A 24,542-nucleotide genomic window follows, 5' to 3' on the forward strand; every position below is an offset into this window, starting at 1 on the left:
TCTCCTGTTCACTCTTACCGGGCGTGCTGAATTCGCCCGGCGATATCCCGCATAACATCTCGCGCTGACTGGCTGATGCCGCCAAGCTGAAAGAAGCCATGGATGACGCCCAGCCAGCGCTGAGCGGTACACTTCACACCCTGCTCCGTCAGATGCTGGAACAACATTTCGCCCTCATCGCAGAGCGGATCGTACTCTGCGGTAATAACGTGCACAGGCGGAAGACCGTAAAAATCATCGCGCCACAGCGGACTTGCTTCGGGGTGCTGGCGGTCGGTGTCAGCGAGGTACATTTCATACCCACTGAGCAGGGTATCGCGGGTGATGATGTAATCCGTGCCATTGAGGGCATAGCTTTCAAAACTGGCCGTGGCGTCGAGCATGGGGTAGATGAGTATGAGCTGCGCAGGTTGCCACAGCCCTTTAACCTTAAGCCGCAGCGCCGTTACCAGCGCAAGATGTCCCCCCGCGCTGTCTCCACAAAGGGTGAGCCGGTTCCTGTCGACGCCTAATTTGTCCGCATATTGCCATACCAGCTCAGCACCTCTTTCCGCATCGTCATGTGCGGCGGGGAAAGTATGCTCCGGCGCCAGCCTGTACTGAATCGCAATCACCCGACAATTGCCGTAGCAGGCTAACTGACGGAGTTGGTTGTCATGGGTATCAAAGCCGCCGCTGATAAAGCATCCGCCGTGGTAGTAGATGGCAGCAGGCAATATTTCAGGTGCATTGAGAGGTGAAAATACCCGAATGGTAAGACCCTCAAGAACAAGCGTCTCCACCTGTACGCGCGTTTCGGTCTCCCCGGCAAGCCCCGTGCTGGCAATATAGCCTGCTCGTCGCACCTCAATGCTCTGGCGACGTGACGAGGGTCGCCCTGCAGCGATAAATCCCTGAACCAGCTGTGCAATACCCTGTTCCAGCGCCATGAAAATTCCCTTTTACTGTATGGATGAACAGTTTTATAGCCTGGTTTGATTCAAAAGAAAACAAGAATATTGTTGCGGATAACAATCTGGAAAGCAGCCCGCAAACAGAAGGCAAACTATTGGCTGGGGCTTTAACCCTACTGAGAGAAAGTGTATGTTGCCTTGAAAATAGACAATAATGATATACTGAGGTGATATATGAGTTTACTGGCGGAGCTTAACATGGGCAGAATTCTGATCGATTTGTCGGATGACGTTATTCAACGTCTCGATAACCTCAAGCAGCTGCGCAACCAACCTCGTGCCGAATTACTGCGTGAAGCAGTTGAGCAGTATCTCGATCAGCAAAGCTCATCCGTTATCCGTGATGCGCTTGGTCTGTGGGGGAACCAGCAAGAAGACGGTTTAGAGTATGAACGCAAGCTGCGTGAGGAGTGGTAGCTATGGAACACATGGCGGTTTTTGATACCAATATCCTGATCGACCTTTTCAACAATCGCGTCGAGGCAGCAAATACGATCGAAAACACAGCGTCGCACCGGTCAATCAGTCTAATCACATGGATGGAAGTCATGGTGGGGGCACGCAAACATGGCCACGAAGCGAAAACAGCGTCGGTAATGGGCGCATTTGAGATTATCGATGTAACCCGAGAGATCGCTGAAAGAAGCGTCGTGCTCCGTGAGAAGCATGGCATGAAACTGCCGGATGCCATTATTTTAGCGACTGCCCAAAGCAGAAATTGCCCGTTAATCACCCGGAATACCAAAGACTTTCAGGGCATTCCTGGGGTTGTTTCACCGTACCAGCTGTAGGCCGGGCAAGCACGCGCCGCCCGGCACTGTCACAGGAAATTACTCCCCTTCACCCGGGAACAGGAACGGGTTGATCGAGCTGCGGGCAAAGCCCTCCTGCTCCATCTTCGCGTCCAGAATCAGCGAGGCGAGATCGTCGGCCACCGCTTCGACTTTCGGGTCTTTTTCCTGATACAGAATCTTCAGGTAAGTGCCGCAGTCGCCGCAGCTTTCGGCTTTCACCGCCGCGTCTTCATTTTCCAGCGACCAGTAGTTCAGATCGCGGGTCTGCTCGCAGTTGCTGCACTTGATGCGCACCACGTGCCACTCGGTTTCACACAGGTTGCAGTGCAGGTAGCGCAGCCCCTGCGTGGTGCCGATTTGCACCATGCTCGATACCGGCATGGAGCCGCAGACCGGGCAGAACTGGCGCGCTTCGCCGTATTCTGCGCGCGCTTTGCCCGGGATCAGGCTTGCCATTTGCGCCCAGTAGAGCGACAGGGCAGCCCAGATAAACGGCGCTTTATCGCTGCTCACCAGCGAGAAGTCAGAGGCAAACAGCGCGCTTGCCATCTCTTCCAGCTCTTGTTCGGACGCTTTTTCCAGATTCTCAATGACCGACAGCGCGGTACCGCTCATCTCGGGCTTCAGCTCGGCAATCAGCGAATGCAGCAGCTTCTGCCAGTGCTTGTCGCGCGGCAGGACGTGAATGTCCAGCGGCGGCTTGCCCTGCGCGTTGGCTTCTTTGATGCGCGCGGTCAGGTCCATTTGCAGGGGATGGTCGTACAGCACCACTTCCTGCGCGTGGGCGACCAGCGCGGCAAAGCGCAGAAAATCGCCCAGCGGGTTGTTCTCTGCCAGCTCGCGCAGACGCTCTGCGCGGCGGTTGTAGAGGTTCTTGAGTCTGGGGAATAACAACGGCGGAATATAATCCGCCGTGCGTTTCTCGCTCGACCCCAGCTCATCTTGCGGGATTATGCGAATACTCATTCAGATGACTTTTCCTGTTTCTGGCGGACTTCACGGTACCAGCGCGGGTGATGTTTCTTCGCCCACGTACTGGTTACCCATCCTTCCACCATCGCGGTAATGGTGCCTTTCACCCAAAGGGCGGCGTAGATATGCACCATGATAACCACAATTAACGCCACTGCGGCAAATGAATGCAGCATCAGCGCGAATCGGATCACCGGGATTGAGAAAGCAGGCGCAAAGTACGGACGCCAGATGATCACGCCGCTCACCAGCAACAGGACCAGGAAGATAATCGCCGCCCAGAATACGCATTTCTGGCCGAAGTTATAACGCCCGGTATCACCCACTTCCTCGTTGACGACGATCTTACGAATATTCTTCGCCCAAAAGATATCATCCCGATTGATTAGGTTATGGTGCCAGTAGCGGAAAAACATGATGATGAACGACGCGAACATGATGACGCCCACAAACGGGTGCAGGATGCGCGCCAGCTGTGGTGTCCCCATGATCTGCATCAGCCAGTTGAAGGACGGGAAGAAGAACCCCAGCCCGCTTATCGCCGCCAGCATGAAGCAGAAGGCGGTGACCCAGTGGTTGATGCGTTCCGGCGCGGTGTAGCGCACGATGGTGTCACGTTTTCTCATTTGCGCACCTCGTCTTTCTCTTCATGCAGGTTGTCGTCTTCCTCTTCCGCGCGGTTCGGACCAACGCCGACGTAGTGGAAGATGCTCGCTGCGAAGGTGGCAGCAAAGCCTACCGCTGCCAGCGGTTTCCAGATGCCTTTCCAGAACTTCACGGTAGCGCTGATTTCCGGGTTCTCCGGCAGGCCGTGATACAGATTCGGCTTGTCGGCGTGGTGCAGCACGTACATCACGTGCGTACCGCCAACCCCGGCCGGATCGTACAGGCCCGCGTTGTCGTAACCACGGGTCTTCAGCTCGCCCACGCGCTCTGCCGCCAGCGTTTTCATATCCTCTTTGGAGCCAAAGTGGATCGCGCCGGTTGGGCAGGTCTTCACGCATGCAGGCTCCTGGCCGACGGTGACGCGGTCCACGCACAGGGTGCATTTGTAGACGCGGTTGTCTTCCGGGTTCAGGCGCGGTACGTCGAACGGACAGCCCGCGATGCAGTAGCCGCAGCCGATGCACTGTTCGGACTGGAAGTCGACGATGCCGTTGGCATACTGAATGATAGCCCCTTCTGACGGACATGCCTTGAGGCAGCCTGGATCCGCACAGTGCATACAGCCGTCTTTGCGGATAAGCCATTCCAGTTTGTCGTTCTGCTCCACTTCCGAGAAACGCATCACCGTCCAGGACTTGGCGGTCAGGTCCGCTGGGTTGTCGTACACCCCGACGTTGTGACCCACTTCGTCACGCAGATCGTTCCACTCTGAACACGCCACCTGACAGGCTTTACAGCCGATACAGGTGGTCACGTCGATAAGCTTCGCCACTTCCTGCTGGTGGTCCCGCGCCTGAGGCGCGGGCGTGAAACCATTAGTCGCGGAACGACGGATAATGTCTTGAGATTGATAAGCCATAAGTCGTCTCCGTTACACCTTTTCCACGTTCACGAGGAAGGCCTTAAACTCCGGCGTCTGCGTGTTCGCATCGCCGACGAACGGCGTCAGGGTGTTCGCAATGAACCCTTTCTTCGCCACGCCCTCATAGCCCCAGTGAATCGGAATACCGATGGTATCCACCTGCTGACCGTGAACGTTCAGCGTGCGAATACGCTTGGTCACCACCGCCTTGGCTTTAATGTAGCCGCGGTTAGAGGAGACCTTCACGGTATCGCCATGGGCAATCCCGAGCTTGTTCGCCAGCTTCTCGCCGATCTCCACAAACTGTTCCGGCTGCGCGATGGCGTTAAGCAGCGCGTGCTTGGTCCAGTAGTGGAAGTGCTCGGTCAGACGGTAGGTGGTGCCCACGTACGGGAACTTGTCTTTTTTACCCAGCGCTTCGAAATCGCCCTTAAAGATACGGGCTGCCGGGTTAGAGACCACGTTCGGGTGCAGCGGGTTGGTGCCCAGCGGCGTCTCAAACGGCTCGTAGTGTTCCGGGAACGGACCTTCCGCCATCTTATCGATAGCAAACAGACGTCCCATCCCTTCAGGCTGCATGATAAACGGCCCAACGTCGCTGCCCGGTGCGGCAGTGCTGTAGTCCGGAATATCCACGCCGCCCCATTTCGCGCCGTCCCACTTCAGAAGCTGACGCTTCGGATCCCACGGGTTGCCCTGCGGGTCAGCGGATGCGCGGTTATAGAGGATGCGGCGGTTAAGCGGCCATGCCCATGCCCAGCCCAGCGTATTGCCGAGGCCCGACGGATCGGCGTTATCGCGGTTGGCCATCTGGTTGCCCTTCGGCGTCCAGCTACCGGCAAAGATCCAGCAGCCGCTTGACGTGGTACCGTCATCGCGCAGGTGGGCGAAGGTACTAAGCTGATCGCCTTTCTTCGCCAGCACGGTGCCGGTGGCCGGGTCGATAACGTCCGCCAACGCCTTACCGTTGCTCTCCATCGCCACTTCTTCTGGCGCAGGGTTTTCCGGCGTCGAGTAGTTCCAGGTCATGTTCAGGACCGGTTCCGGGTTCGCGCCGCCTTCTTCCGCGTACATCTTACGCAGGCGCAAGAAGATTCCGGCCAGGATCTCGCCGTCGTTCATGGCGATGCCCGGGGCGTCCGCGCCTTTCCAGTGCCACTGCAGCCAGCGTCCGGAGTTAACGATAGACCCGTTCTCTTCCGCGAAGCAGGTAGACGGCAGACGGAACACTTCGGTCTGAATCTTCGACGGATCGACGTCGTTCGATTCACCGTGGTTCTGCCAGAAGGTTGAGGTCTCGGTATTGAGCGGGTCAATCGTCACCAGGAACTTCAGCTTCGACAGAGACTCAACAACCTTGTTCTTGTTCGGGAACGAGGCCACCGGGTTAAAGCCCTGGCACAGATAGCCGTTCACTTTGCCCTGGTGCATCATCTCGAAATACTGCAGAACGTCGTAGCCTTTGTCCCACTTCGGCAGCCAGTCAAAGCCCCAGCTGTTTTCCGCCGTCGCTTTATCGCCGAAGAACGCTTTCATCATCGAGACGAAGAACTTCGGATAGTTGCCCCAGTAGTTCACCTGGCCTTCGAGCAGCGGTTTGGGCGTGCTGGCCGTCAGGTAGGTTTGCAGATCGGTCTGTTTCTCGCTTGGCAGGTTCATGTAGCCCGGCAGGCTTTGAGACAGCAGGCCGAGGTCGGTCAGACCCTGAATGTTGGAGTGACCGCGCAGGGCGTTCACGCCGCCGCCTGCCATCCCCATGTTGCCGAGCAGCAGCTGAACCATCGCCATGGTACGGATGTTCTGCGCGCCGATGGAGTGTTGCGTCCAGCCGAGGGCGTACAGGAACGACGCGGTTTTATCTTTCGCGCTGGTTTCGGCGATCAGCTCGCACACCTTCAGGAAGTCCGCCTTCGGCGTACCACAGATGTTTTCGACAACCTCCGGCGTGTAGCGGGATACGTGCTCTTTCAGCAGGTTCCACACGCAGCGCGGGTGTTGCAGGGTGGTGTCGCGCTTCGCAAAGCCTTTCTCATCCAGCTCGTAGTTCCAGCTGGTTTTATCGTATTTGCGTTTTTCGGCGTCGTAACCGCTGAACAGACCATCTTCGAAGTGGTAATCCTCACGCACGATCAGGCTGGCGTTGGTATAGGCTTCGGTGTATTCGCGGTTGTATTTTTCGTTGGTCATCAGGTACAGCAGTACGCCTGACAGGAAAGTGATGTCAGTACCTGAACGAATAGGGGTGTAGAAATCCGCCACTGACGCAGTACGCGTAAAGCGGGGATCGATCACAATCAGTTTCGCACCGTTGTGGATTTTGGCTTCCATCGCCCAGCGGAACCCGACAGGGTGCGCTTCAGCGGCGTTACCGCCCATCACCACAATGAGGTTGGCGTTCTTGATGTCGACCCAGTGGTTGGTCATCGCACCGCGACCAAATGTTGGAGCAAGACTTGCTACCGTTGGTCCGTGTCAGACACGCGCCTGGTTGTCGACCGCGAGCATACCGAGTGCGCGCGTAAATTTCTGGGTTAAATAACCGGTTTCGTTGCTGGAAGCAGAGGCACACAGCATCCCGGTGGAGAGCCAGCGGTTGACCGTAACGCCGTCGGCGTTCTTCTCAACAAAGTTGGCATCGCGGTCTTCTTTAATGTGTTTTGCGATGCGATCAAACGCCTCTTCCCAGCTGATTTGCTGCCATTTGTCGGAGCCAGGCGCACGATATTCAGGGAATTTGAGGCGGCTTTCGGAGTGGATAAAGTCCACCAGACCGGCCCCTTTCGGGCACAATGCGCCGCGGTTGACCGGATGATCCGGGTCGCCTTCGATATGGAAAATAGACGCTTTGGCGTTTTTAGCACCGTCGCCGAGGCTATACATTAACAGCCCGCAACCGACAGAGCAGTACGTACAGGTATTACGGGTTTCACGGGTGCGCAGCAGTTTATACTGCCGCGTTTCCGCCAGCGCTACGCCGGGCGCAAAGCCCAGTGCCGCTGCCGTGGTGCCTGCCATACCGCCAGCGCAGATCTTAAAGAACTGCCTTCTGCTGACCTGCATGGGTCACTCCTTGTTTCGACATTGCTTACATATGTAGTTTTAACTTCGCGGTTGAGAATTGACCGCAAAGGAGAAAAATTTGCGTTAATCCCTCAATTCCACGAGGGATATCATCAGAATACCACATTGTCGGTACCGCTGTTCTAATGGCGTTAATACAAAGTGAACGTATTATCACCATGTTGATTATAAAGTGTGATATTGATCACATTAAAAGCTCTGCATGTTAAAGCGGTGTAGCCGGTGGCAGGTTGCACCCCTGCTAAATGAGTAGGAGAATGGTTGTCGAAAAGTTGATCCATACTATGCGTAACGCCTGTGAATTATGCTGCAATAGCAGGCTCACCTCCGTGGTTGTTCAGGAATACCGCTGTGTCTAAACAAAACCGTACTCCCCACTCGTCACCACTGCCTGCGGGCATTGTGGAACTGTCGGTACACAGACCGCCCCACATCACCCATGCCACGCCGGATTTTCTGGCGGAAGAGGTGCCCGTTGCGCTCGTTTACAACGGTATCTCGCATGTGGTGATGATGGCTTCGCCAAAAGATCTTGAGCTGTTCGCCATCGGTTTTTCCCTCTCGGAAGGCATCATCGAGCATCCGCAAGAGATCTACGGCATGGACGTGGTGCAGGCCTGCAACGGTCTCGAAGTGCAAATCGAACTCTCCAGCCGCCGCTTTATGGGGCTGAAAGAGCGCCGCCGCGCGCTGGCCGGGCGTACCGGCTGCGGCGTCTGTGGCGTTGAGCAACTCAATGATATTGGTAAAGCCGTTGCGCCATTGCCGTTTACTCAGACCTTTAATCTGGCTCACCTCGACCATGCGCTTGAGCACCTGAACGATGTTCAGCCCATCGGCCAGCTGAGCGGCTGTACGCACGCGGCGGCATGGGTGTTGCCGTCGGGAGAGATTGCCGGTGGGCATGAGGACGTTGGCCGCCATGTGGCGCTGGATAAGCTGCTGGGGCGCCGGGCGCGTGAAAGTGACGTCTGGCAGCAGGGCGCGGCGCTCGTTTCCAGCCGGGCCAGCTACGAGATGGTGCAAAAGTCCGCCATGTGCGGTGTGGAAATTTTGTTCGCGGTGTCGGCGGCGACCACGCTGGCGGTGGAGGTAGCGGAGCGCTGTAACCTGACGCTGGTGGGCTTCTGCAAGCCGGGAAGGGCAACCATTTATACCCATCCACAGCGATTAACACTTAATCAATAATTTTGAATAATAATAGCAAATCCTTCCGCTTTTAGTTGTTCATGATGAGGTCTAGTATTTAACTCATCAAGGCACGGTGCCTTACCTAAACAACTTAATGAAAGGGTTTATATTATGAAAAGCATCAAAACTTTTGTCGCTGTAATCGCTCTGGCTACTTCTTTCGGTTCTTTCGCTGCTCAGACCGTGACCGCAACCGCGTCAACCATTGACGGCGCAGAAGCGAAAATCGCGGCTCAGGCTCAGGAAGCCGGCGCGTCATCTTACAAAATTACCCAGGCGTTCTCAGGTAACCGCGTACACATGACCGCTGAACTGACGAAATAAGCTGTCACACCGTCGAAAGAGCGCCCCCGGGGCGCTTTTTTAGTTTATGCCCGCCACGCGCAGCAGCGCGGTTACCACTGCCGCCGCCACGATCACCACAATTAACGGCATCTTTCTCCAGGCCAAAAACACCGCAAACGCCACGCCCAGCACGCGCGCCATGCCTGCGAAATGTTCGCCTTCATAAAACGTCGTCGCCAGCGCCACGGAAAAAAGCAGCACTGTTGCCGCGTCCGAAAGCAGCGCCTGAGAGCGTTCTGACAGTGCCAGCCTGCTGCCCAGTTTCGCCCCGCCAAGACGCATCAGGTACGTTCCCGCAGACAAAATGGCGATGCCGAGAATAAAAAACGTCATATTTCCCATTATTTTTTCCTCGCAGCAAGACCCAGTAAAGAGAGCAGCACCGGTAATCCTACCGGGGCAAACGGCACGGCAGCCAGTGATAGCGCGGCACCGCTGCAGGCGCGGATTAGCGTGGTACGGTTTTTAAATGCGGGAACCACCAGCGCCAGTAATATGGCCGGGAATACCGCGTCCAGGCCGATGGTTTCCGGGTCAGGTAACAGTTTGCCAACCATTGCGCCCAGCAGCGCGCCGAGCGGCCAGACGATGGCGACGCCTAAGCCGCACAGCCAGTAGGCGGCCTTACGCTGCTCGGCGGTTTTTTGCGACAGGCCAAACACCACGCTTTCGTCGTTCATAATGTGGCAACCCAACAGGCTCAGGCCGCGTTTGCCTACCAGTTCACGCACCGTCACGCCAAACGGCACGTGCCGCGCGTTGACCAGCAACCCCGCGGCTGCGGCTGCCAGTGGGTTACCGCCGCTTGCCACAATGCCGATAAACATAAACTCTGACGCGCCCGCGAGTACGGTGATGGAGAGTACAAACGGTACCCAGACCGGGAAACCGTAGGCCATCGCCAGGGAGCCGTAGGACATCCCGACCACGCCCACCGCGAGGCAGACCAGGATAATTGCTTTTATGGTGTCGCCTTTCAGGCAAGAGAGATGATGCTTCATACAATTTTAGCCATATCGAACGTGTATCCATTATAATGAACGCAACGAAACTGATTTTCAAGACGAACGATTCGTTCGTTTTATAGAACAAGAGGCCGTTATATGACGCAGCCGATCAGCCTGATCGCCAAAAGTCTGGTGCGAGAACGCCTGCGAACCGGGCTTTCACTGGCGGAAATTGCCCGCCGTGCCGGGATCGCAAAATCCACCCTTTCCCAGCTGGAGTCCGGCAACGGTAACCCTAGCCTGGAAACGCTGTGGTCGCTTTGCGTGGCGCTGGATATTCCTTTCGCCCGCCTGCTTGAGCCGCAGTTGCCGACCACACAGGTGATCCGCCGCGGCGAAGGGACGAAAGTGGTCGCCGGACAGGCTAATTACGAGGCTATTTTACTGGCCGCATGCCCCCCCGGCGCGCGCCGCGATGTTTATCTTCTGATGACCCAGCCGGGTGCTGACCGTATTTCCCAGCCGCATCCGCCAGGCTCGGTTGAGCATATCATTGTCACGCAGGGACGGGCGCTGGTTGGCCTGCTTGACGCGGCGGAAGAGCTCGGCGCAGGGGATTACATTTGTTATCCCGCCGACCAGCCGCACATCTTTAAAGCCCTGGATCCAGACACTTACGCGCTGCTGGTGGCGGAACAAAACTAACCCGACAATGCTGTCGTCTTCGCGGCAGCATCTTCCGTTAACCTCCTGAGTGAATTACCCATTTTAGCTTTTGTCAGAATGTGAATAACCTTATAAAAACTACGGCATTGATAATCATTTTCAATATCATTTAATTAACTATAATGAACCAACTGCTTACGCGGCATTAACAGCTGTGCCGCCCGACAATAATGGAGAGGATTATGAGTTATACACTGCCATCCCTGCCGTATGCCTACGACGCACTGGAACCGCATTTCGACAAGCAGACGATGGAAATCCATCACACTAAACACCACCAGACCTATGTGAACAACGCGAACGCCGCGCTGGAAAGCCTGCCAGAGTTCGCTAACCTGCCTGTTGAAGAGCTGATCACCAAGCTGGACCAGCTGCCAGCGGACAAGAAAACCGTTCTGCGTAACAACGCTGGCGGCCACGCTAACCACAGCCTGTTCTGGAAAGGCCTGAAAACCGGTACTACCCTGCAGGGCGACCTGAAAGCGGCTATCGAGCGCGACTTCGGTTCTGTGGACAACTTCAAAGCGGAATTCGAAAAAGCCGCTGCTACTCGTTTCGGCTCTGGCTGGGCGTGGCTGGTTCTGAAAGGTGACAAACTGGCGGTGGTTTCTACTGCGAACCAGGACTCCCCGCTGATGGGTGAAGCGATCTCTGGCGCATCCGGCTTCCCAATCCTGGGTCTGGACGTGTGGGAACACGCTTACTACCTGAAATTCCAGAACCGTCGCCCGGACTACATCAAAGCCTTCTGGGACGTGGTGAACTGGGACGAAGCTGCAGCACGTTTCGCCGCTAAAAAATAAGGTTGCGTTGACGCCTGTGAGAAGCGAGTCTTATGACTCGCTTTTTTTGTATCTGCGTAATGGAGGCAGCAATGCATTACCCGGTGAACGTGTTTACAGGCAAGGTAAGGGAGTACGACGGCAGTCGCCCGAGCGCCATCGCTAAAATTCAGGTCGACGGTGAGCTGACGCTTACCGACCTCGGGCTGGCGGGTGACGAGCAGGCCGAAAAGAAAATCCACGGCGGGCCCGAGCGCGCGCTGTGCCACTACCCGCGCGAGCACTATCAGCACTGGAAAGCCGAATTCCCCGAACAGGCGGATCTGTTTGTCGCGCCCGCGTTCGGTGAGAACCTCTCGACCGAAGGGCTGACCGAGCAAAACGTCTTTATCGGTGATATTTACCGCTGGGGCGATGCCCTGATTCAGGTGACGCAGCCGCGCTCGCCGTGCTTCAAGCTCAACTACCATTTCGGCATTCATGACATGTCGGCTCAGATGCAAAACGCGGGTAAAACCGGCTGGCTGTACCGTGTGGTGCTGGCTGGGCAGGTTTCAGCGGACGCACCGCTTGAGCTGGCATCACGCCTGAGCGATGTGTCTGTTTATGACGCCTGCGCCATTGCCTGGCATATGCCGTTTGATGACGAACAGTATCACCGCCTGCTGTCGGCGGCGGGGTTGTCGACCAGCTGGACGCGCACCATGCAAAAACGGCGGCTCAGTAACAAAATTGAAGACAATGCCCGTCGGTTATGGGGTAAATAGATTTCTCTTTCGTTCGTCTCCCCCGTGCTAACGGGGGATGCTCCCTTCTTTTACACCGTACTCAACCTTTCCTTGCTTCATTCCTGATACATGGCCCACAAAAAAAGTGTTGGCCATGTAAAAACACTTGAGAATTCTTCCGGCTCAAATATCTTATGATCAAATTGGTTTAAACCAGATGGTGTGGTATGAAAGAAAAAAACTACGTGGATGTGCTCAGGGAACGTTTTGAACGCTGGCTGAGTGAACAAAACTTACCGGCTGGCTCGAAGCTACCGTCTGAGCGCGAGTTGTGCGAACTGCTGGATGCCAAACGCATGACCTTACGGCAGGTGCTGATTGAGCTGGAGGTGGGTGCACGGATATTTAGAAAGAACCGCAGCGGCTGGTTTATTTCTGCTAAGCGCTTTATCTATAACCCAAAATCCCTCTCCAGTTTTAATGCGGAAGCCCGTGCCCAGGGGCGAAATCCCTCCTGGGGCTATTTATCCCGTGAGAGCATGGAGAGCGTACCGCATCAGGTTGAGAGGGTGTTTCCCGCGTCTGAGAATTGCTATCGGGTAACAGGATGGTGTGGGCTCGATGAACATAAGGTTTTTTACCACGAGTCATATATTGATGCAGAAACCGCGCCGGGATATATCCATAAACTGGAGAACCAGTCGTTTGCCAGCGTCTGGGAAGATGAATTCGGTCATACCTTAACCATTAAAGAGATGATCTTCAAACCGGTCAATATGCCGGAGCTGGCCTGCAAAGAACTGGGTGTGGCACCGAATACTTACGGAATTTTGGTGGAAAAACACCGAGCGACACGGGATAAAAAAGTGGTGCAGGTCGATTTTGAATACTGGCGCCTTGAATCAGTGGAACTCGTTATTCATGATGAATGAGAAGAAAAATGAAAAATATTGATAAAGTGCGGCTGGCGGAACGTGCGAGAAATATACCTCTCTATCTGCACGCCTACGCGTTTCATTTAAATATGCGCTATGAACGCGTATTGCCGGGTGATTTGTTAGATATAGCGCATCAGCAGAAATTAAAGGGGGTAAAAATTCATGTCGAAGACGGTGAAACGCAATCCCTGCAAAAATTAAATGACCAACAGTTACGCACGTTTAAAGAAAAAGCGCAAGGCTACCATCTGGATATTCATATTGAAACCAGCGCTTCGGATAAAGCGACGCTGGATGATGCGATCCGTATCGCCCTGGCGACGGGAGCGACCTCGGTGCGCTTCTACCCGCGTTATGAAGGGTATCTGAAAGACGTGCTCGATAAAATTGCCAGCGATATTGCGTATTTATCTCGTTATGACGATTGCGGCCTGAGTTTTACTATTGAACAACATGAAGATTTACAGGGCCATGAACTGGTGACGCTGGTGAAAAACAGCGGGATGAAAAACCTCTCCATTCTGTTCGACTTTGGCAATATGATTAATGCCAACGAAGAGCCGCTGGCGGCATTAGAGGTTATGGCCCCCTTGATTACCCAGGTGCATATTAAAGATGCGCGGATTATTAACGAGGGGAAAGGTTGGGGACATGAAGCCTGTCGTACCGGATACGGTGATCTACCTGTGGAGGAGATGCTAAAAAGATTACTACTTTTAGGCGATGAGCAACCCCAGGTCACCTCTTTTGGCTTAGAAGAAGAGGTGGAATATTATGCGCCTGCGTTCCGTTTCGACGATGAAGGGAATAACCCCTGGATACCGTGGCGAAATGCGAGCTATACCCCATTGCCCGACAGCACGATGGTAGATGCCCGTCTTGCGGAGGAAAAACATCACGCCCTTTCTCAAATTCAGTATATACGTAACGTGTGTCAAAAATTTATAACAACCTGACTAGTATTTAGGTCGTTAAAAAAGAACGTCAACATGAAGGCCATTTCATTTTGAGCTGGCTGAGGATTATTGCATTCATTTTCTGATTGAGAACGTTTTCTCAACCTACGCTAAGGGTGTTAATTATGTTCATGAATAAATGGGCACGACTCTGCTTTTTGATTTTAGGCGGCGGGACGATATTCAAACTTTCCAGTATGAAAGATGTCTTTTATGTACCTATGCAAAATGACTGGGGATTAACCAATACCCAAATTGGTTTAAGCTTTACGGTATATACTATTGTCCAGACAACGGGCCTGTTCCTCTCTCTGTATATTGCCGATCGTTACTCTAAAAAAATACTGCTGCCGTTTGGTTTAATCGGCGTGGGATTGTGCGGCCTCTACTTATCCACGCTGCCGTCATTTACCGGGTATCTGCTCTGTTTTGCGGCGATGGCCTTTTTCGCTGACGTAGTTTACTGGCCAGTATTGCTGAAAGCGGTGCGTCTGCTGGGAACGCAGGAGGAACAGGGGCGTATGTTTGGCTTTCTTGAGGCTGGTCGCGGCGTGGTGGACGTGGTTGTTGCCTCCGGGGCACTGTTCGTCTTTGTGCACTTCGGGGAAGGCAAAGCGGGCATGCAGGCGGGGCTGTTATACTACACGCTGATTACCCTGGTCGCAGGGGTGATCACCTACTTCATTGTCGATGACGACAAGGTCAAAGGCAGCGAAAAGGGGAGTGCCAACATGGAGGTGCTCAAGGGGATCAAACATATCCTCTCCTGCGCCAACGTCTGGCTAGCCGCGTTTGGCATTTTCTTCGTGTACGCTGCCTACTGCGGGCTGACATACTTTATCCCTTTCCTCAAAGATATCTATATGCTTCCGGTTGCTCTGGTTGGAGCCTACGGCATTATCAACCAGTATGCCCTGAAAATGGTGGGGGGACCGGTGGGCGGTTTCCTGGCGGATAAAGTGGCAAAATCGCCTACTGTCTACCTGAAGTGGACCTTCCTGATTGCCGCCGCGGCGATGATTGTCTTTATGCAACTACCCCACCAATCGATGAACGTCTATATCGGGATGGCGGCAACCTTAGGTTTTGGGGCGATTATTTTCTCGCAGCGCGCCATTTTCTTCGCGCCGATGGATGAGATAGGCACCCCGCGTGAGTATGCCGGCTCGGCAATGGCGTTTGGCTGCATCATCGGTTACATGCCCGCCATGTTTGCTTACACGCTTTATGGCTGGTTGCTGGATACCCACACCGGTATCGCAGGCTACAACTATGTTTTTAGCGTGATGATCGCGTTCAGCCTGATGGGATTCGTCTGCTCAACGCTGCTGGTGAAACGGATCAAAAAGCAGAACCGCGCTGCAGTCACCGCGGAGGTATAAGGTCAGCTGTCCCCGGCAAACGCCGGGGACAGGGCGTCATGAACGTTTGTACAGCGGCAGCCAGAGGGTCAATCTCAATCCACCCAGCGGACTGTCATCGGCTTTCACCCAGCCACGGTGCTGCTGCATGGCGGTTTCCACAATCGCCAGGCCCAGCCCCGTACCCCCCGATTCCCGGTCGCGCGCCTCATCGGTACGATAGAACGGACGGAAAATCTGCTCGCGGTCTTCCGGGCTGACGCCAGGACCGTCGTCGTCGACAATGACGGTGATCCCGTCTTTATCCACCGAGAACGCCACCTCAATCTTCGTGTGCGAGTAGCGCAGGGCGTTACGCACGATATTCTCCAGCGCGCTTTCCAGCGTGTTGGGGTTACCGTACAGCGGCCATGGACCCGGTGGGAAGTTGACGGTGAAGGATTTACCCATCTGTTCCGCTTCGAACGCCGCGTTGTCCAGCACCTCGTGCCACAGGTGATTGGCTTTCACCGTTTCGCTGACCAGCGCGTTTTTCTGCTGATTACGCGACATGACCAGCAGGTCGTTGATCATGCTGTCCAGGCGGTGAGCTTCTGTTTCAATACGCTCCAGCTCTTTGCTCTCACCGCTGCGGCGGCGCAGCAGCGCGGTGCCAAGCTGCAGGCGGGTAAGCGGGGTACGCAGTTCGTGCGAGATATCCGACAGCAGACGCTGCTGTGCGGTCATCATGCGATCGAGAGCGCTCACCATCTGGTTAAAACTGGTCCCGGCGGCAAGGAATTCCTGCGGTCCGGCTTCCAGTTCAGGGTGTTGTCGCAGGTTACCCTGCGCCACTTCATCGGCGGCATTTTTCAGCTTACGCGCTGGTTTTGCCAGGCTCCACGCCAGCCATAACAGCAGCGGCGAGCTGACCAGCATGGTGACAATCAGCAGCAGGAGAGGGCGGTCAAACAGCAGGTTGATAAAATCAGACTGGGAGTTGCTCGCCGGACGGATCAGGTAGAGCTGATAATTATCCTCTCCGTCTCTGACGGAGAAAGGCCCTACCATTTCTACGCGGCCATATTTCTTCTTCTGGGGATGATCGGCGTTATCCGCCTGGCCAATGAAGTTGCGGATAATCTGCATTTCATTGCGATCGGCCCCAATGACGCGGCCTTCGCTGGTTACCAGCAGCAGGCGTTGTCCGGGCGGCGCCCACTTGTCGATAGCGCGAAATAATCTGCGCCACCACATTAAATCGTTCGGCGGGTCGTTTGCCAGCTCGGCTTCCACGTGCTGCTCGATCATCACGCCCTGACGTTGCTCGCTGTCGAGAAGCTCCGTCATCTGGCGTGAGTCGAGTTTTGGCAACATCAGTACGAGCATTAAAACCAGTGCCAGCGTCAGCCAGAAGATGGCGAAGATGCGGGCGGTTAAGCTTCCTATCATGAAGCGGAAACCATCAGATAACCGCGACCACGCAGGGTTTTAAACCATGGGTGACCGTCTTTACGCTCCGGCAGCTTACGGCGCAGGTTAGAGATGTGCATGTCGATGGCGCGGTCAAACGGGGTCAGACGCTTGCCCAACACTTCCTGACTTAAATGCTCACGCGAGACCACCTGGCCGAGGTGCTGTGCCAGCAGATACAGCAGGGTGAACTCCGTGCCGGTGAGTTCCAGCGTCTGGCCATCAAAGCTCGCTTCCTGACGGCCCGGGTTCAGGCTCAGGGAGTCGACTTCAAGGGTAGGTGAGCTGTTGTCGGTATTCTGCTGCTGCTCGCTCCAGTGGGAACGACGCAGGATCGCGCGAATACGGGCGACCAGTTCGCGGTCGTTAAACGGCTTCGGTAAATAGTCATCCGCGCCCAGCTCAAGGCCGAGTACGCGATCGAGTTCGCTGCCGCGTGCGGTCAGCATGATAACGGGAGTCTGGTGTGTCTGGCGAAGCTCTTTCAACGTATCAATGCCGTTTTTCTTCGGCATCATCACGTCGAGCAAAAGTAAATCGATGCTGTCGTCAAGGAGACTCAGCGCCTGCTCGCCATCATGGGCAACCAGGACGTTGAAACCTTCCATGTCGAGCAACTCCTTTAAAAGGGATGTGAGCTCTCGGTCATCATCAACTAACAGGATTTTATTCATTGTTTAAATACCTCCGAGGCAGAAATTACGACATCAAGGCTGTCTAATCCATGACTTTACGTTGTTTTACACCCCCTGACGCATGTTTGCAGCCTGAATCGTAGACTGTCTCTCGTTGAATCGCGACACGAAAGATTTTGGGAGCAAGTGATGCGCAAAGTTACCGCTGCCGTCATGGCCTCAACGCTGGCGTTCAGTGCGTTTAGCCAGGCTGCTGAAGCTATCATCAGCGATAACAGTCCCTTACAAGAGGGCGCAACGCAGAACAGCAGCCAAAGCCATATGTTTGACGGCATAAGTTTAACCGAACATCAGCGTCAACAGATGCGAGATCTGATGCAGAGGGCGAGACACGACCAGCCCCCTGTTAATGTTAGCGAAATGGAGACAATGCATCGCCTTGTCACCGCAGAAAATTTTGACGAAAGCGCTGTACGCGCTCAGGCCGAAAAAATGGCACAGGAACAGGTTGCCCGCCAGGTCGAAATGGCGAAGGTCCGCAACCAGATGTTCCACCTGCTAACGCCCGAGCAGCAAGCGGTTTTGAACACCAGACATCAGCAGCGAATGGACCAGCTGCGTGAGGTTGCACGGATGCAGCGAAGCTCAGAAACGACGTTTTTCAGTAGCAATAGCAGTACCCGTAGTAACCAGTAAACCCTGTTTTCCTTGCCATAGACACCATCCCTGTCTTCCCCCACATGATGTGGGGGTTTTTTTGCCCCGCATTCTGATTTGTTAACCGTTTATTCATCCTTCGACTCCACATGCTTCCGTTATACTAGCGGCATGACATGACAGGAGCGTTTATGAATCAATCCTATGGAAGACTGGTAAACCGGGCCGCCATGGCCGCGACGGTAATGGCGTCGTGCTTGCTGGTCATCAAAGTTTTCGCGTGGTGGTATACCGGTTCGGTCAGTATTCTGGCGGCGCTGGTGGACTCGCTGGTGGATATTGCCGCCTCGCTGACCAACCTGCTGGTGGTGCGTTACTCGCTGCAGCCAGCGGATGAAGAGCACACCTTTGGGCACGGTAAAGCGGAGTCGCTGGCCGCGCTGGCGCAAAGCATGTTTATATCCGGTTCTGCGCTGTTCTTGTTTCTCACCGGCATTCAGCATCTCGTCTCGCCAACACCGATGAACGATCCCGGCGTCGGCGTCGTTGTGACGATTGTCGCGCTTATATGCACACTTGTTCTGGTAACGTTCCAGCGCTGGGTTGTGCGCAAAACGCAAAGTCAGGCTGTACGGGCAGATATGCTTCATTATCAATCTGATGTTATGATGAATGGGGCTATTCTTATTGCGCTCGGTCTGGCCTGGTATGGCTGGCATCGGGCCGATGCGTTGTTTGCGTTAGGGATTGGTATCTATATTTTATATAGCGCCCTGCGGATGGGGTATGAAGCGGTGCAATCACTGCTTGACCGCGCCCTCCCGGACTCAGAACGTAATGAAATTTTTTCTATCGTGACCTCCTGGCCCGGCGTCAGCGGTGCACACGATCTTCGAACGCGGCAGTCAGGGCCGACCCGCTTTATTCAGATTCACATTGAAATGGAAGACAACCTGCCACTGGTTCAGGCTCACGTGATAGCTGAGCAGGTCGAGCAGGCGATTTTGCAGCGTTTTCCTGGTTCAGACGTCATCATTCACCAGGATCCCTGCTCGGTTGTACCCGGTCATGTTGGGCTTTCGTAATTCGTTGTAAAAAAGTGAGCCAGGCCAGCATTTTGTGTATAAATTACCGCCATTTGGTCTGACCTGAATCAATTCAGCTGGAAGGGATTGATATACTATTTGCAGTATTCGTTGGTCGATAAGTTTCTTCCGGCAACAGATTTCAATTTTGCATTCCTAAGTTCAGAGGTAGTCATGATTAAGAAAATCGGTGTGTTGACAAGCGGCGGTGATGCGCCGGGCATGAACGCGGCAATTCGTGGTGTTGTCCGTGCAGCGCTGACGGAAGGCCTGGAAGTTTTTGGCGTTTATGACGGTTATCTGGGCCTGTATGAAGATCGTATGGTTCAGCTCGACCGTTACAGCGTGTCTGACATGATCAACCGTGGCGGTACTTTCCTCGGTTCTGCGCGCTTCCCGGAATTCCGTGATGAACACGTTCGTGAAGTGGCTATCGAAAACATGAAGAAACGCGGCCTGGACGCCCTGGTGGTTATCGGTGGTGACGGCTCCTACATGGGTGCAAAACGTCTGACCGAAATGGGTTTCCCGTGCATCGGTCTGCCGGGCACCATCGACAACGACATCAAAGGTACTGACTACACTATCGGCTTCTTTACCGCGCTGGGTACCGTTGTTGAAGCGATTGACCGTCTGCGTGATACCTCGTCTTCTCACCAGCGTATCTCTATCGTTGAAGTGATGGGCCGTTACTGCGGCGACCTGACCCTGGCGGCAGCCATTGCGGGCGGTTGCGAATTTATCGTCGTGCCAGAAGTCGAATTTAGCCGTGAAGATCTGGTGGCTGAAATCAAAGCGGGCATCGCGAAGGGTAAAAAACACGCAATTGTGGCTATCACCGAGCACATCTGTGACGTTGACGAGCTGGCGAAGTACATCGAAGCCGAAACCAAACGCGAAACCCGCGCGACCGTACTGGGTCACATCCAGCGTGGAGGTTCCCCAGGCCCTTACGACCGTATTCTGGCGTCCCGTATGGGCGCGTACGCTATCGATCTGCTTCTGCAGGGTCACGGCGGCCGCTGCGTCGGTATTCAGAACGAAAAACTGGTTCACCATGACATCATCGATGCGATTGAAAACATGAAGCGTCCGTTCAAAGGTGACTGGCTGGACTGCGCGAAAAAACTGTACTGATCGGCGTTTTTTGCCCGGTGGCGCTGCGCTTACCGGGCCTACAAAAGCACGGTTCGTAGGCCGGGTAAGGCGAAGCCGCCACCCGGCTTTTTTATGTGTGCACGCTTTTTTATTCCACTCCGTTATAGCCAATCTTTTTTTATTCTTTAATCCTTGAATCGCTTTCTGGCACGCTGCATTCATCAAAACACTACACAAGAGAGCTGGGCGATGAATAAATGGGGCGTGGGTTTAACATTATTGCTGGCATCGACCAGCGTTCTGGCTAAGGACATCCAGTTACTGAACGTGTCATACGACCCGACGCGTGAGCTGTACGAGCAATACAACAAAGCGTTTGCGGCACACTGGAAACAGGAAACCGGCGACAATGTCGTGGTTCGCCAGTCCCACGGTGGTTCTGGCAAGCAGGCGACCTCCGTCATCAACGGGATTGAAGCCGACGTGGTGACCCTGGCGCTGGCCTACGATGTTGACGCGATCGCCGAGCGTGGCCGTATCGACAAAAACTGGATCAAACGCCTGCCGGATAACTCCGCGCCATACACCTCGACCATCGTTTTCCTGGTACGTAAAGGCAACCCGAAACAGATCCATGACTGGAATGACCTGATTAAGCCGGGTGTGTCAGTCATCACGCCTAACCCGAAAAGCTCTGGCGGCGCTCGCTGGAACTACCTGGGCGCATGGGGCTACGCGCTGCACCATAACAATGGCGACCAGGCTAAAGCGCAGGAATTCGTGAAAGCGCTATATAAAAACGTTGAGGTGCTGGACTCCGGCGCACGTGGCGCCACCAACACCTTCGTCGAGCGTGGGATTGGCGACGTGCTGATCGCATGGGAAAACGAAGCCCTGCTGGCCACTAACGAACTGGGTAAAGACAAATTCGAGATCGTGACCCCAAGCGAATCAATTCTGGCTGAACCGACCGTCTCCGTGGTCGATAAAGTGGTTGAGAAGAAAGATACCAAAGCGGTGGCGGAAGCCTACCTGAAGTATCTGTACTCGCCAGAAGGCCAGGAAATTGCGGCGAAAAACTTCTATCGTCCACGCGATCCGGCCGTTGCGAAGAAATACGAAAGCGTATTCCCTAAACTGAAACTCTTCACCATTGATGACGAGTTCGGTGGCTGGACCAAAGCGCAGAAAGAGCACTTCTCTAACGGCGGCACCTTCGACCAGATCAGCCAGCGCTAACTCATTAGCCCATGACACGGTGACCCGGCGTGAGAAATCCGCCGGGTTTTTTATTTGGTCATCATTTTGCGTTACTCTTTTGCCTCTATTGAAAACAGGGAACGCGTTGTGAAAAAAATTATCTTATTGCTCCTCATTGTCATCGCCCTGGCCGCTGGCGGTGTGTACTGGATGAAAGCGGGTAATCCGAATGCGTTGCGACATATCGTTCTCGACCAGTGTGTGCCGAATCAGATCCAGAACCGTAACCCGGCACCGTGTGCGCAGGTGAAAACGGACGCAGGCTACGTGGTGTTTAAAGATCGCAACGGGCCGCTGCAGTACCTGCTGATGCCAACCTACCGCATCAACGGCACCGAAAGCCCGCTTTTGACCGAATCTCATACTCCGAACTTTTTCTGGCTGGCCTGGCAGTCACGCAGCTTTATGACTCTGAAGCGCGGCTCCGAGGTGCCTGACAGCGCCATTTCGCTGACGATTAACTCGCCGACAGGGCGCACGCAGAACCATTTCCATATTCATATTTCCTGCCTGCGCCCGGACGTGCGCGAGAAGCTCAACGCGGCACAGGGAGAAATCAGCACCCAGTGGCTGCCTCTTCCCGGAGGGCTGGAAGGACATGAGTATCTTGCTCGCCGGGTGACGGAAAATGAACTGGTGCAGCGCAGCCCGTTCATAATGCTGGCTGAAGAGCTGCCGGAAGCGCGCGACCATATGGGGCGCTTTGCCCTGGCGATGGCGCAGCAGTCGGATGGCTCGTTTGTGTTGCTGGCGACCGAGCGCAATCTGTTGATGCTCAACCGCGCGTCGGCAGAGGAATTGCAGGATCATCAATGCGCTATCCTGAAGTAACCCCACCATAAATCGCGTTTACTCGGGCTGCCTGTCACCGTAGACTTGCTGAAAAATTCTACAGGAGACAGGTATGTCGCTCTGGTTAACGTATCCTCTGCTGCTACCCTCACTGATTGTTGGCGTCACCATCGTTCTGTGGGCGACGTCGCTATTGCCGGAATTCATCACCGCGCTGCTGTTCTTCACGGCGGCGATGACCGCCAGAATCGCCCCGCCGGAGGTCATCTTCGGCGGTTTTGCCTCGTCGGCTTTCTGGCTGGTATTCAGCGGCTTTGTGCTCGGCGTGGCGATCCGTAAAACCGGACTGGCGGACAGGGCCGCCCGGGCGCTGTCGGCAAAGCTCACCGACTCCTGGGTATTAATGGTAGCGAGCGTGGTGCTGCTGAGCTATGCGCTGGCGTTTGTGATGCCGTCGAACATGGGACGTATTGCGCTGCTGATGCCGATTGTCGCGGCGATGGCAAAACGCGCCGGTATCGCCGACGGCTCCCGCGCCTGGTTTGGTCTGGCGCTGGCGGTAGGGTTCGGGACTTTCCAGCTTTCGGCGACGATTCTGCCCGCTAACGTCCCTAATCTGGTGATGAGCGGTGCGGCGGAAGGCTCGTACGGCATCCATCTGAACTATGTCCCGTATCTGCTGCTGCACACGCCGGTGCTGGGCATTCTCAAAGGCCTGATCCTGATTGGCCTGATCTGCTGGCTATTTCCCGGTAGCCCGAAACCGCCGAAGGAACAGGCGCCGTCTGAGCCTATGGGGCGGGACGAAAAGCGTCTCGCCTGGCTGCTGGCGGTGGTGCTGGGGATGTGGGTGACGGAGAGCTGGCACGGCGTGGGACCCGCGTGGACGGGGCTGGCTGCGTCGATCATCGTTATGCTACCGCGTATAGGTTTTATCACCGGGGAGGAGTTTTCTGCGGGGGTGAATATGCGCACCTGTATCTACGTTGCCGGTATTTTGGGGCTGGCGATCGTCGTGACCCAAACCGGCATCGGAACGGCGGTGGGCGAGGCGTTGCTCCGCATTATGCCGCTGGATGCAGACCGACCGTTCACCAGTTTCCTGGCGCTGACCGGTATTACCACCGCACTCAACTTCATTATGACCGCCAACGGCGTGCCGGCGCTTTACACCACCCTGGCGCAGAGCTTCTCGGACGCGACCGGCTTCCCGCTGCTGTCGGTGATCATGATTCAGGTGCTGGGCTATTCTACGCCGCTGCTGCCGTATCAGGCGTCGCCGATTGTGGTGGCGATGGGGCTCGGGAAGGTGCCTGCAAGGGCGGGGATGGTGCTTTGTCTGGCGCTGGCGGTGGCAACTTATCTGGTGCTGCTGCCGCTGGATTATCTGTGGTTTAGCGTGTTAGGTAAGTTGTAGCGTTTTTGTAGGGCGGGTAAGCGCAAGCGCCACCCGCCACAAAGGCAATTACGCCTGTTTAGCCGCTTCTGCCGCTTTAACGATCACCGCGAAAGCGTCCGCTTTCAGGGATGCACCGCCAACCAGTGCGCCATCGATGTCTGGCTGGGTGAACAGCTCAGCAGCGTTGGAGGCGTTTACGGAACCGCCGTACTGGATGATCACTTGCTCAGCGACTTTGGCGTCAGCTTTCGCAATGTGGTCACGGATGAATTTGTGAACCGCCTGAGCCTGCGCAGGGGTTGCTGATTTGCCGGTACCGATCGCCCAGACTGGCTCGTAAGCGATTACCGCGCCTTCGAACGCTGCCGCGCCCTGGGTTTTCAGCACGGCGTCGATCTGACGTGCGCACACTTCTTCGGTTTTGCCCGCTTCGTTTTCTGCTTCGGTTTCACCGATGCACAGAACCGGGATCAGACCCTGCTCTTTCAGCACGGCGAATTTCTTCGCGATGAACTCATCAGATTCTTTGTGATAGGTGCGACGCTCGGAGTGGCCGATGATGATGTATTTCGCGCCGATATCTTTCAGCATTTCAGCGGAGGTTTCACCGGTGAACGCGCCAGACAGGTTAACGTCAACGTTCTGCGCGCCCAGAATGATGTGGCTGCCGTCAGCGGCGTGTTTAGCCAGATCCAGGTACATATCCGGCGGAGCGATAGCAACCGCGCAGCCCGTCACGCCAGCCAGCTCTTTACGCAGGTTCGCAACCAGTTCGTTTACCATGTGGCGGCTGCCGTTCAGTTTCCAGTTACCCATCACTAAAGGATGTCGCATTTCAATTCTCCACGCTCAATAAGCGAAT

Annotated in this window: 26 protein-coding genes; 16 read left to right on the top strand and 10 right to left on the bottom strand. The window is 55.1% G+C overall.

Translation table 11 applies throughout. The features are described from left to right. Window positions 1–14: 14 nt before the first annotated feature. Window positions 15–929: an alpha/beta hydrolase gene (locus tag AC0TOY_RS03565; protein WP_148769957.1), complete on the bottom strand. Its 915-nt coding sequence runs from the start codon at window positions 927–929 to the stop codon at window positions 15–17. A gap of 198 nt (window positions 930–1,127) precedes the next feature. On the opposite strand from AC0TOY_RS03565, the gene AC0TOY_RS03570 reads away from it, so the two are divergent. After that, window positions 1,128–1,370, top strand: coding sequence for a ribbon-helix-helix protein, CopG family (locus AC0TOY_RS03570; RefSeq protein WP_473721502.1), 243 nt, complete (start codon window positions 1,128–1,130; stop codon window positions 1,368–1,370). Window positions 1,371–1,372: 2 nt separating this feature from the next. After that, the gene (locus AC0TOY_RS03575) at window positions 1,373–1,744 is read left to right on the top strand and encodes a type II toxin-antitoxin system VapC family toxin (protein ID WP_032648446.1); all 372 of its coding nucleotides are present in this window, start codon (window positions 1,373–1,375) and stop codon (window positions 1,742–1,744) included. Between the two features lie 39 nt (window positions 1,745–1,783). On the opposite strand, the gene fdhE is transcribed toward AC0TOY_RS03575, so the two are convergent. From fdhE to fdnG, 4 genes are read right to left on the bottom strand one after another with little or no spacing between them, the layout of a single operon-like run. Continuing rightward, the gene (gene fdhE, locus AC0TOY_RS03580) at window positions 1,784–2,713 is read right to left on the bottom strand and encodes a formate dehydrogenase accessory protein FdhE (RefSeq protein WP_148769955.1); all 930 of its coding nucleotides are present in this window, start codon (window positions 2,711–2,713) and stop codon (window positions 1,784–1,786) included. Further along, entirely contained in the window at window positions 2,710–3,345 is a 636-nt protein-coding gene (fdoI, locus tag AC0TOY_RS03585) for a formate dehydrogenase cytochrome b556 subunit (RefSeq protein ID WP_008501832.1), read from the bottom strand. Before fdoI ends, fdhE begins: the two co-directional genes overlap by 4 nt. After that, window positions 3,342–4,244, bottom strand: a complete 903-nt coding sequence (fdxH, locus tag AC0TOY_RS03590; protein WP_008501831.1) for a formate dehydrogenase subunit beta — start codon at window positions 4,242–4,244, stop codon at window positions 3,342–3,344. The genes fdoI and fdxH overlap by 4 nt, the downstream gene beginning before the upstream one ends. Window positions 4,245–4,256: 12 nt before the next feature. Next, window positions 4,257–7,307, bottom strand: a complete 3,051-nt coding sequence (fdnG, locus tag AC0TOY_RS03595) for a formate dehydrogenase-N subunit alpha (protein WP_090420837.1) — start codon at window positions 7,305–7,307, stop codon at window positions 4,257–4,259. A 372-nt stretch (window positions 7,308–7,679) separates the two neighbouring features. On the opposite strand from fdnG, the gene fdhD reads away from it, so the two are divergent. Beyond that, the gene (gene fdhD / locus AC0TOY_RS03600) at window positions 7,680–8,516 is read left to right on the top strand and encodes a formate dehydrogenase accessory sulfurtransferase FdhD (RefSeq protein ID WP_473721503.1); all 837 of its coding nucleotides are present in this window, start codon (window positions 7,680–7,682) and stop codon (window positions 8,514–8,516) included. 114 nt (window positions 8,517–8,630) lie between these two features. Continuing rightward, a complete protein-coding gene (locus tag AC0TOY_RS03605) occupies window positions 8,631–8,843 on the top strand; it encodes a YdgH/BhsA/McbA family protein (protein WP_023309747.1) in 213 nt (70 codons plus the stop codon). Between the two features lie 39 nt (window positions 8,844–8,882). Here the strand turns inward: AC0TOY_RS03605 and AC0TOY_RS03610 are convergent, their stop codons facing one another. Then, window positions 8,883–9,206, bottom strand: coding sequence for an AzlD domain-containing protein (locus AC0TOY_RS03610; protein WP_024909205.1), 324 nt, complete (start codon window positions 9,204–9,206; stop codon window positions 8,883–8,885). Continuing rightward, the gene (locus AC0TOY_RS03615; RefSeq protein WP_023333870.1) at window positions 9,206–9,865 is read right to left on the bottom strand and encodes an AzlC family ABC transporter permease; all 660 of its coding nucleotides are present in this window, start codon (window positions 9,863–9,865) and stop codon (window positions 9,206–9,208) included. The genes AC0TOY_RS03610 and AC0TOY_RS03615 overlap by 1 nt, the downstream gene beginning before the upstream one ends. A gap of 102 nt (window positions 9,866–9,967) precedes the next feature. On the opposite strand from AC0TOY_RS03615, the gene AC0TOY_RS03620 reads away from it, so the two are divergent. The 6 genes from AC0TOY_RS03620 to AC0TOY_RS03645 all read left to right on the top strand — a co-directional run bounded on the left by AC0TOY_RS03620 (window position 9,968) and on the right by AC0TOY_RS03645 (window position 15,323). Beyond that, entirely contained in the window at window positions 9,968–10,516 is a 549-nt protein-coding gene (locus AC0TOY_RS03620; protein WP_473721504.1) for a helix-turn-helix domain-containing protein, read from the top strand. A 203-nt stretch (window positions 10,517–10,719) separates the two neighbouring features. Further along, window positions 10,720–11,340, top strand: a complete 621-nt coding sequence (sodA, locus tag AC0TOY_RS03625) for a superoxide dismutase [Mn] (protein WP_003861999.1) — start codon at window positions 10,720–10,722, stop codon at window positions 11,338–11,340. Window positions 11,341–11,411: 71 nt separating this feature from the next. Then, window positions 11,412–12,086 (top strand): 6-hydroxyaminopurine reductase, encoded by a 675-nt coding sequence (yiiM, locus tag AC0TOY_RS03630; protein ID WP_024909204.1) that lies wholly within the window; start codon window positions 11,412–11,414, stop codon window positions 12,084–12,086. A 188-nt stretch (window positions 12,087–12,274) separates the two neighbouring features. After that, window positions 12,275–12,979: a UTRA domain-containing protein gene (locus tag AC0TOY_RS03635; RefSeq protein ID WP_048989393.1), complete on the top strand. Its 705-nt coding sequence runs from the start codon at window positions 12,275–12,277 to the stop codon at window positions 12,977–12,979. A gap of 8 nt (window positions 12,980–12,987) precedes the next feature. After that, a complete protein-coding gene (locus AC0TOY_RS03640) occupies window positions 12,988–13,941 on the top strand; it encodes a sugar phosphate isomerase/epimerase family protein (RefSeq protein ID WP_473721505.1) in 954 nt (317 codons plus the stop codon). Window positions 13,942–14,072: 131 nt separating this feature from the next. Next, window positions 14,073–15,323, top strand: a complete 1,251-nt coding sequence (locus tag AC0TOY_RS03645; RefSeq protein WP_152680688.1) for an MFS transporter — start codon at window positions 14,073–14,075, stop codon at window positions 15,321–15,323. Window positions 15,324–15,359: 36 nt separating this feature from the next. Here AC0TOY_RS03645 and cpxA read toward each other — a convergent pair whose 3' ends face one another. Both cpxA and cpxR read right to left on the bottom strand, forming a co-directional pair. Further along, window positions 15,360–16,733, bottom strand: coding sequence for an envelope stress sensor histidine kinase CpxA (gene cpxA / locus AC0TOY_RS03650; RefSeq protein WP_023309731.1), 1,374 nt, complete (start codon window positions 16,731–16,733; stop codon window positions 15,360–15,362). Continuing rightward, on the bottom strand, window positions 16,730–17,428 hold the full coding sequence (gene cpxR, locus AC0TOY_RS03655; RefSeq protein WP_006179159.1) for an envelope stress response regulator transcription factor CpxR: 699 nt from the start codon (window positions 17,426–17,428) through the stop codon (window positions 16,730–16,732). The genes cpxA and cpxR overlap by 4 nt, the downstream gene beginning before the upstream one ends. A gap of 150 nt (window positions 17,429–17,578) precedes the next feature. Between cpxR and cpxP the strand changes: the two genes are divergently transcribed. From cpxP to AC0TOY_RS03685, 6 genes are all read left to right on the top strand, one after another. Next, window positions 17,579–18,085 carry a cell-envelope stress modulator CpxP gene (cpxP, locus tag AC0TOY_RS03660; RefSeq protein WP_024909200.1) on the top strand — a complete coding sequence of 169 codons (507 nt, stop codon included), beginning with the start codon at window positions 17,579–17,581 and terminating at the stop codon, window positions 18,083–18,085. 152 nt (window positions 18,086–18,237) lie between these two features. Then, window positions 18,238–19,131: a CDF family cation-efflux transporter FieF gene (fieF, locus tag AC0TOY_RS03665; protein WP_024909199.1), complete on the top strand. Its 894-nt coding sequence runs from the start codon at window positions 18,238–18,240 to the stop codon at window positions 19,129–19,131. Window positions 19,132–19,305: 174 nt separating this feature from the next. Continuing rightward, window positions 19,306–20,268: a 6-phosphofructokinase gene (pfkA, locus tag AC0TOY_RS03670; RefSeq protein WP_023309696.1), complete on the top strand. Its 963-nt coding sequence runs from the start codon at window positions 19,306–19,308 to the stop codon at window positions 20,266–20,268. A gap of 210 nt (window positions 20,269–20,478) precedes the next feature. Beyond that, entirely contained in the window at window positions 20,479–21,468 is a 990-nt protein-coding gene (locus AC0TOY_RS03675; protein ID WP_024909198.1) for a sulfate ABC transporter substrate-binding protein, read from the top strand. A 108-nt stretch (window positions 21,469–21,576) separates the two neighbouring features. Continuing rightward, a complete protein-coding gene (locus AC0TOY_RS03680) occupies window positions 21,577–22,320 on the top strand; it encodes a CDP-diacylglycerol diphosphatase (protein WP_024909197.1) in 744 nt (247 codons plus the stop codon). A gap of 73 nt (window positions 22,321–22,393) precedes the next feature. Next, the gene (locus AC0TOY_RS03685; protein WP_148769945.1) at window positions 22,394–23,698 is read left to right on the top strand and encodes an SLC13 family permease; all 1,305 of its coding nucleotides are present in this window, start codon (window positions 22,394–22,396) and stop codon (window positions 23,696–23,698) included. A gap of 48 nt (window positions 23,699–23,746) precedes the next feature. Here the strand turns inward: AC0TOY_RS03685 and tpiA are convergent, their stop codons facing one another. After that, entirely contained in the window at window positions 23,747–24,514 is a 768-nt protein-coding gene (gene tpiA / locus AC0TOY_RS03690; RefSeq protein WP_014172206.1) for a triose-phosphate isomerase, read from the bottom strand. Window positions 24,515–24,542 lie beyond the last annotated feature (28 nt).

This window comes from Enterobacter sp. PL_is379, assembly GCF_055817355.1.

What these genes read in the sequence shown, in the direction of transcription:
- fieF (WP_024909199.1), top strand. Translation starts at nt 18,238, where the DNA reads ATGAATCAATCCTATGGAAGACTGGTAAACCGGGCCGCCATGGCCGCG.
- AC0TOY_RS03675 (WP_024909198.1), top strand. Translation starts at nt 20,479, where the DNA reads ATGAATAAATGGGGCGTGGGTTTAACATTATTGCTGGCATCGACCAGC.
- fdoI (WP_008501832.1), bottom strand. Translation starts at nt 3,345, where the DNA reads ATGAGAAAACGTGACACCATCGTGCGCTACACCGCGCCGGAACGCATC.
- AC0TOY_RS03635 (WP_048989393.1), top strand. Translation starts at nt 12,275, where the DNA reads ATGAAAGAAAAAAACTACGTGGATGTGCTCAGGGAACGTTTTGAACGC.
- AC0TOY_RS03615 (WP_023333870.1), bottom strand. Translation starts at nt 9,865, where the DNA reads ATGAAGCATCATCTCTCTTGCCTGAAAGGCGACACCATAAAAGCAATT.
- fdxH (WP_008501831.1), bottom strand. Translation starts at nt 4,244, where the DNA reads ATGGCTTATCAATCTCAAGACATTATCCGTCGTTCCGCGACTAATGGT.
- sodA (WP_003861999.1), top strand. Translation starts at nt 10,720, where the DNA reads ATGAGTTATACACTGCCATCCCTGCCGTATGCCTACGACGCACTGGAA.
- cpxA (WP_023309731.1), bottom strand. Translation starts at nt 16,733, where the DNA reads ATGATAGGAAGCTTAACCGCCCGCATCTTCGCCATCTTCTGGCTGACG.
- tpiA (WP_014172206.1), bottom strand. Translation starts at nt 24,514, where the DNA reads ATGCGACATCCTTTAGTGATGGGTAACTGGAAACTGAACGGCAGCCGC.
- AC0TOY_RS03605 (WP_023309747.1), top strand. Translation starts at nt 8,631, where the DNA reads ATGAAAAGCATCAAAACTTTTGTCGCTGTAATCGCTCTGGCTACTTCT.
- AC0TOY_RS03570 (WP_473721502.1), top strand. Translation starts at nt 1,128, where the DNA reads ATGAGTTTACTGGCGGAGCTTAACATGGGCAGAATTCTGATCGATTTG.
- AC0TOY_RS03620 (WP_473721504.1), top strand. Translation starts at nt 9,968, where the DNA reads ATGACGCAGCCGATCAGCCTGATCGCCAAAAGTCTGGTGCGAGAACGC.
- cpxR (WP_006179159.1), bottom strand. Translation starts at nt 17,428, where the DNA reads ATGAATAAAATCCTGTTAGTTGATGATGACCGAGAGCTCACATCCCTT.
- AC0TOY_RS03610 (WP_024909205.1), bottom strand. Translation starts at nt 9,206, where the DNA reads ATGGGAAATATGACGTTTTTTATTCTCGGCATCGCCATTTTGTCTGCG.
- AC0TOY_RS03575 (WP_032648446.1), top strand. Translation starts at nt 1,373, where the DNA reads ATGGAACACATGGCGGTTTTTGATACCAATATCCTGATCGACCTTTTC.
- yiiM (WP_024909204.1), top strand. Translation starts at nt 11,412, where the DNA reads ATGCATTACCCGGTGAACGTGTTTACAGGCAAGGTAAGGGAGTACGAC.
- AC0TOY_RS03640 (WP_473721505.1), top strand. Translation starts at nt 12,988, where the DNA reads ATGAAAAATATTGATAAAGTGCGGCTGGCGGAACGTGCGAGAAATATA.
- AC0TOY_RS03645 (WP_152680688.1), top strand. Translation starts at nt 14,073, where the DNA reads ATGAATAAATGGGCACGACTCTGCTTTTTGATTTTAGGCGGCGGGACG.
- cpxP (WP_024909200.1), top strand. Translation starts at nt 17,579, where the DNA reads ATGCGCAAAGTTACCGCTGCCGTCATGGCCTCAACGCTGGCGTTCAGT.
- fdhE (WP_148769955.1), bottom strand. Translation starts at nt 2,713, where the DNA reads ATGAGTATTCGCATAATCCCGCAAGATGAGCTGGGGTCGAGCGAGAAA.
- pfkA (WP_023309696.1), top strand. Translation starts at nt 19,306, where the DNA reads ATGATTAAGAAAATCGGTGTGTTGACAAGCGGCGGTGATGCGCCGGGC.
- AC0TOY_RS03565 (WP_148769957.1), bottom strand. Translation starts at nt 929, where the DNA reads ATGGCGCTGGAACAGGGTATTGCACAGCTGGTTCAGGGATTTATCGCT.
- AC0TOY_RS03685 (WP_148769945.1), top strand. Translation starts at nt 22,394, where the DNA reads ATGTCGCTCTGGTTAACGTATCCTCTGCTGCTACCCTCACTGATTGTT.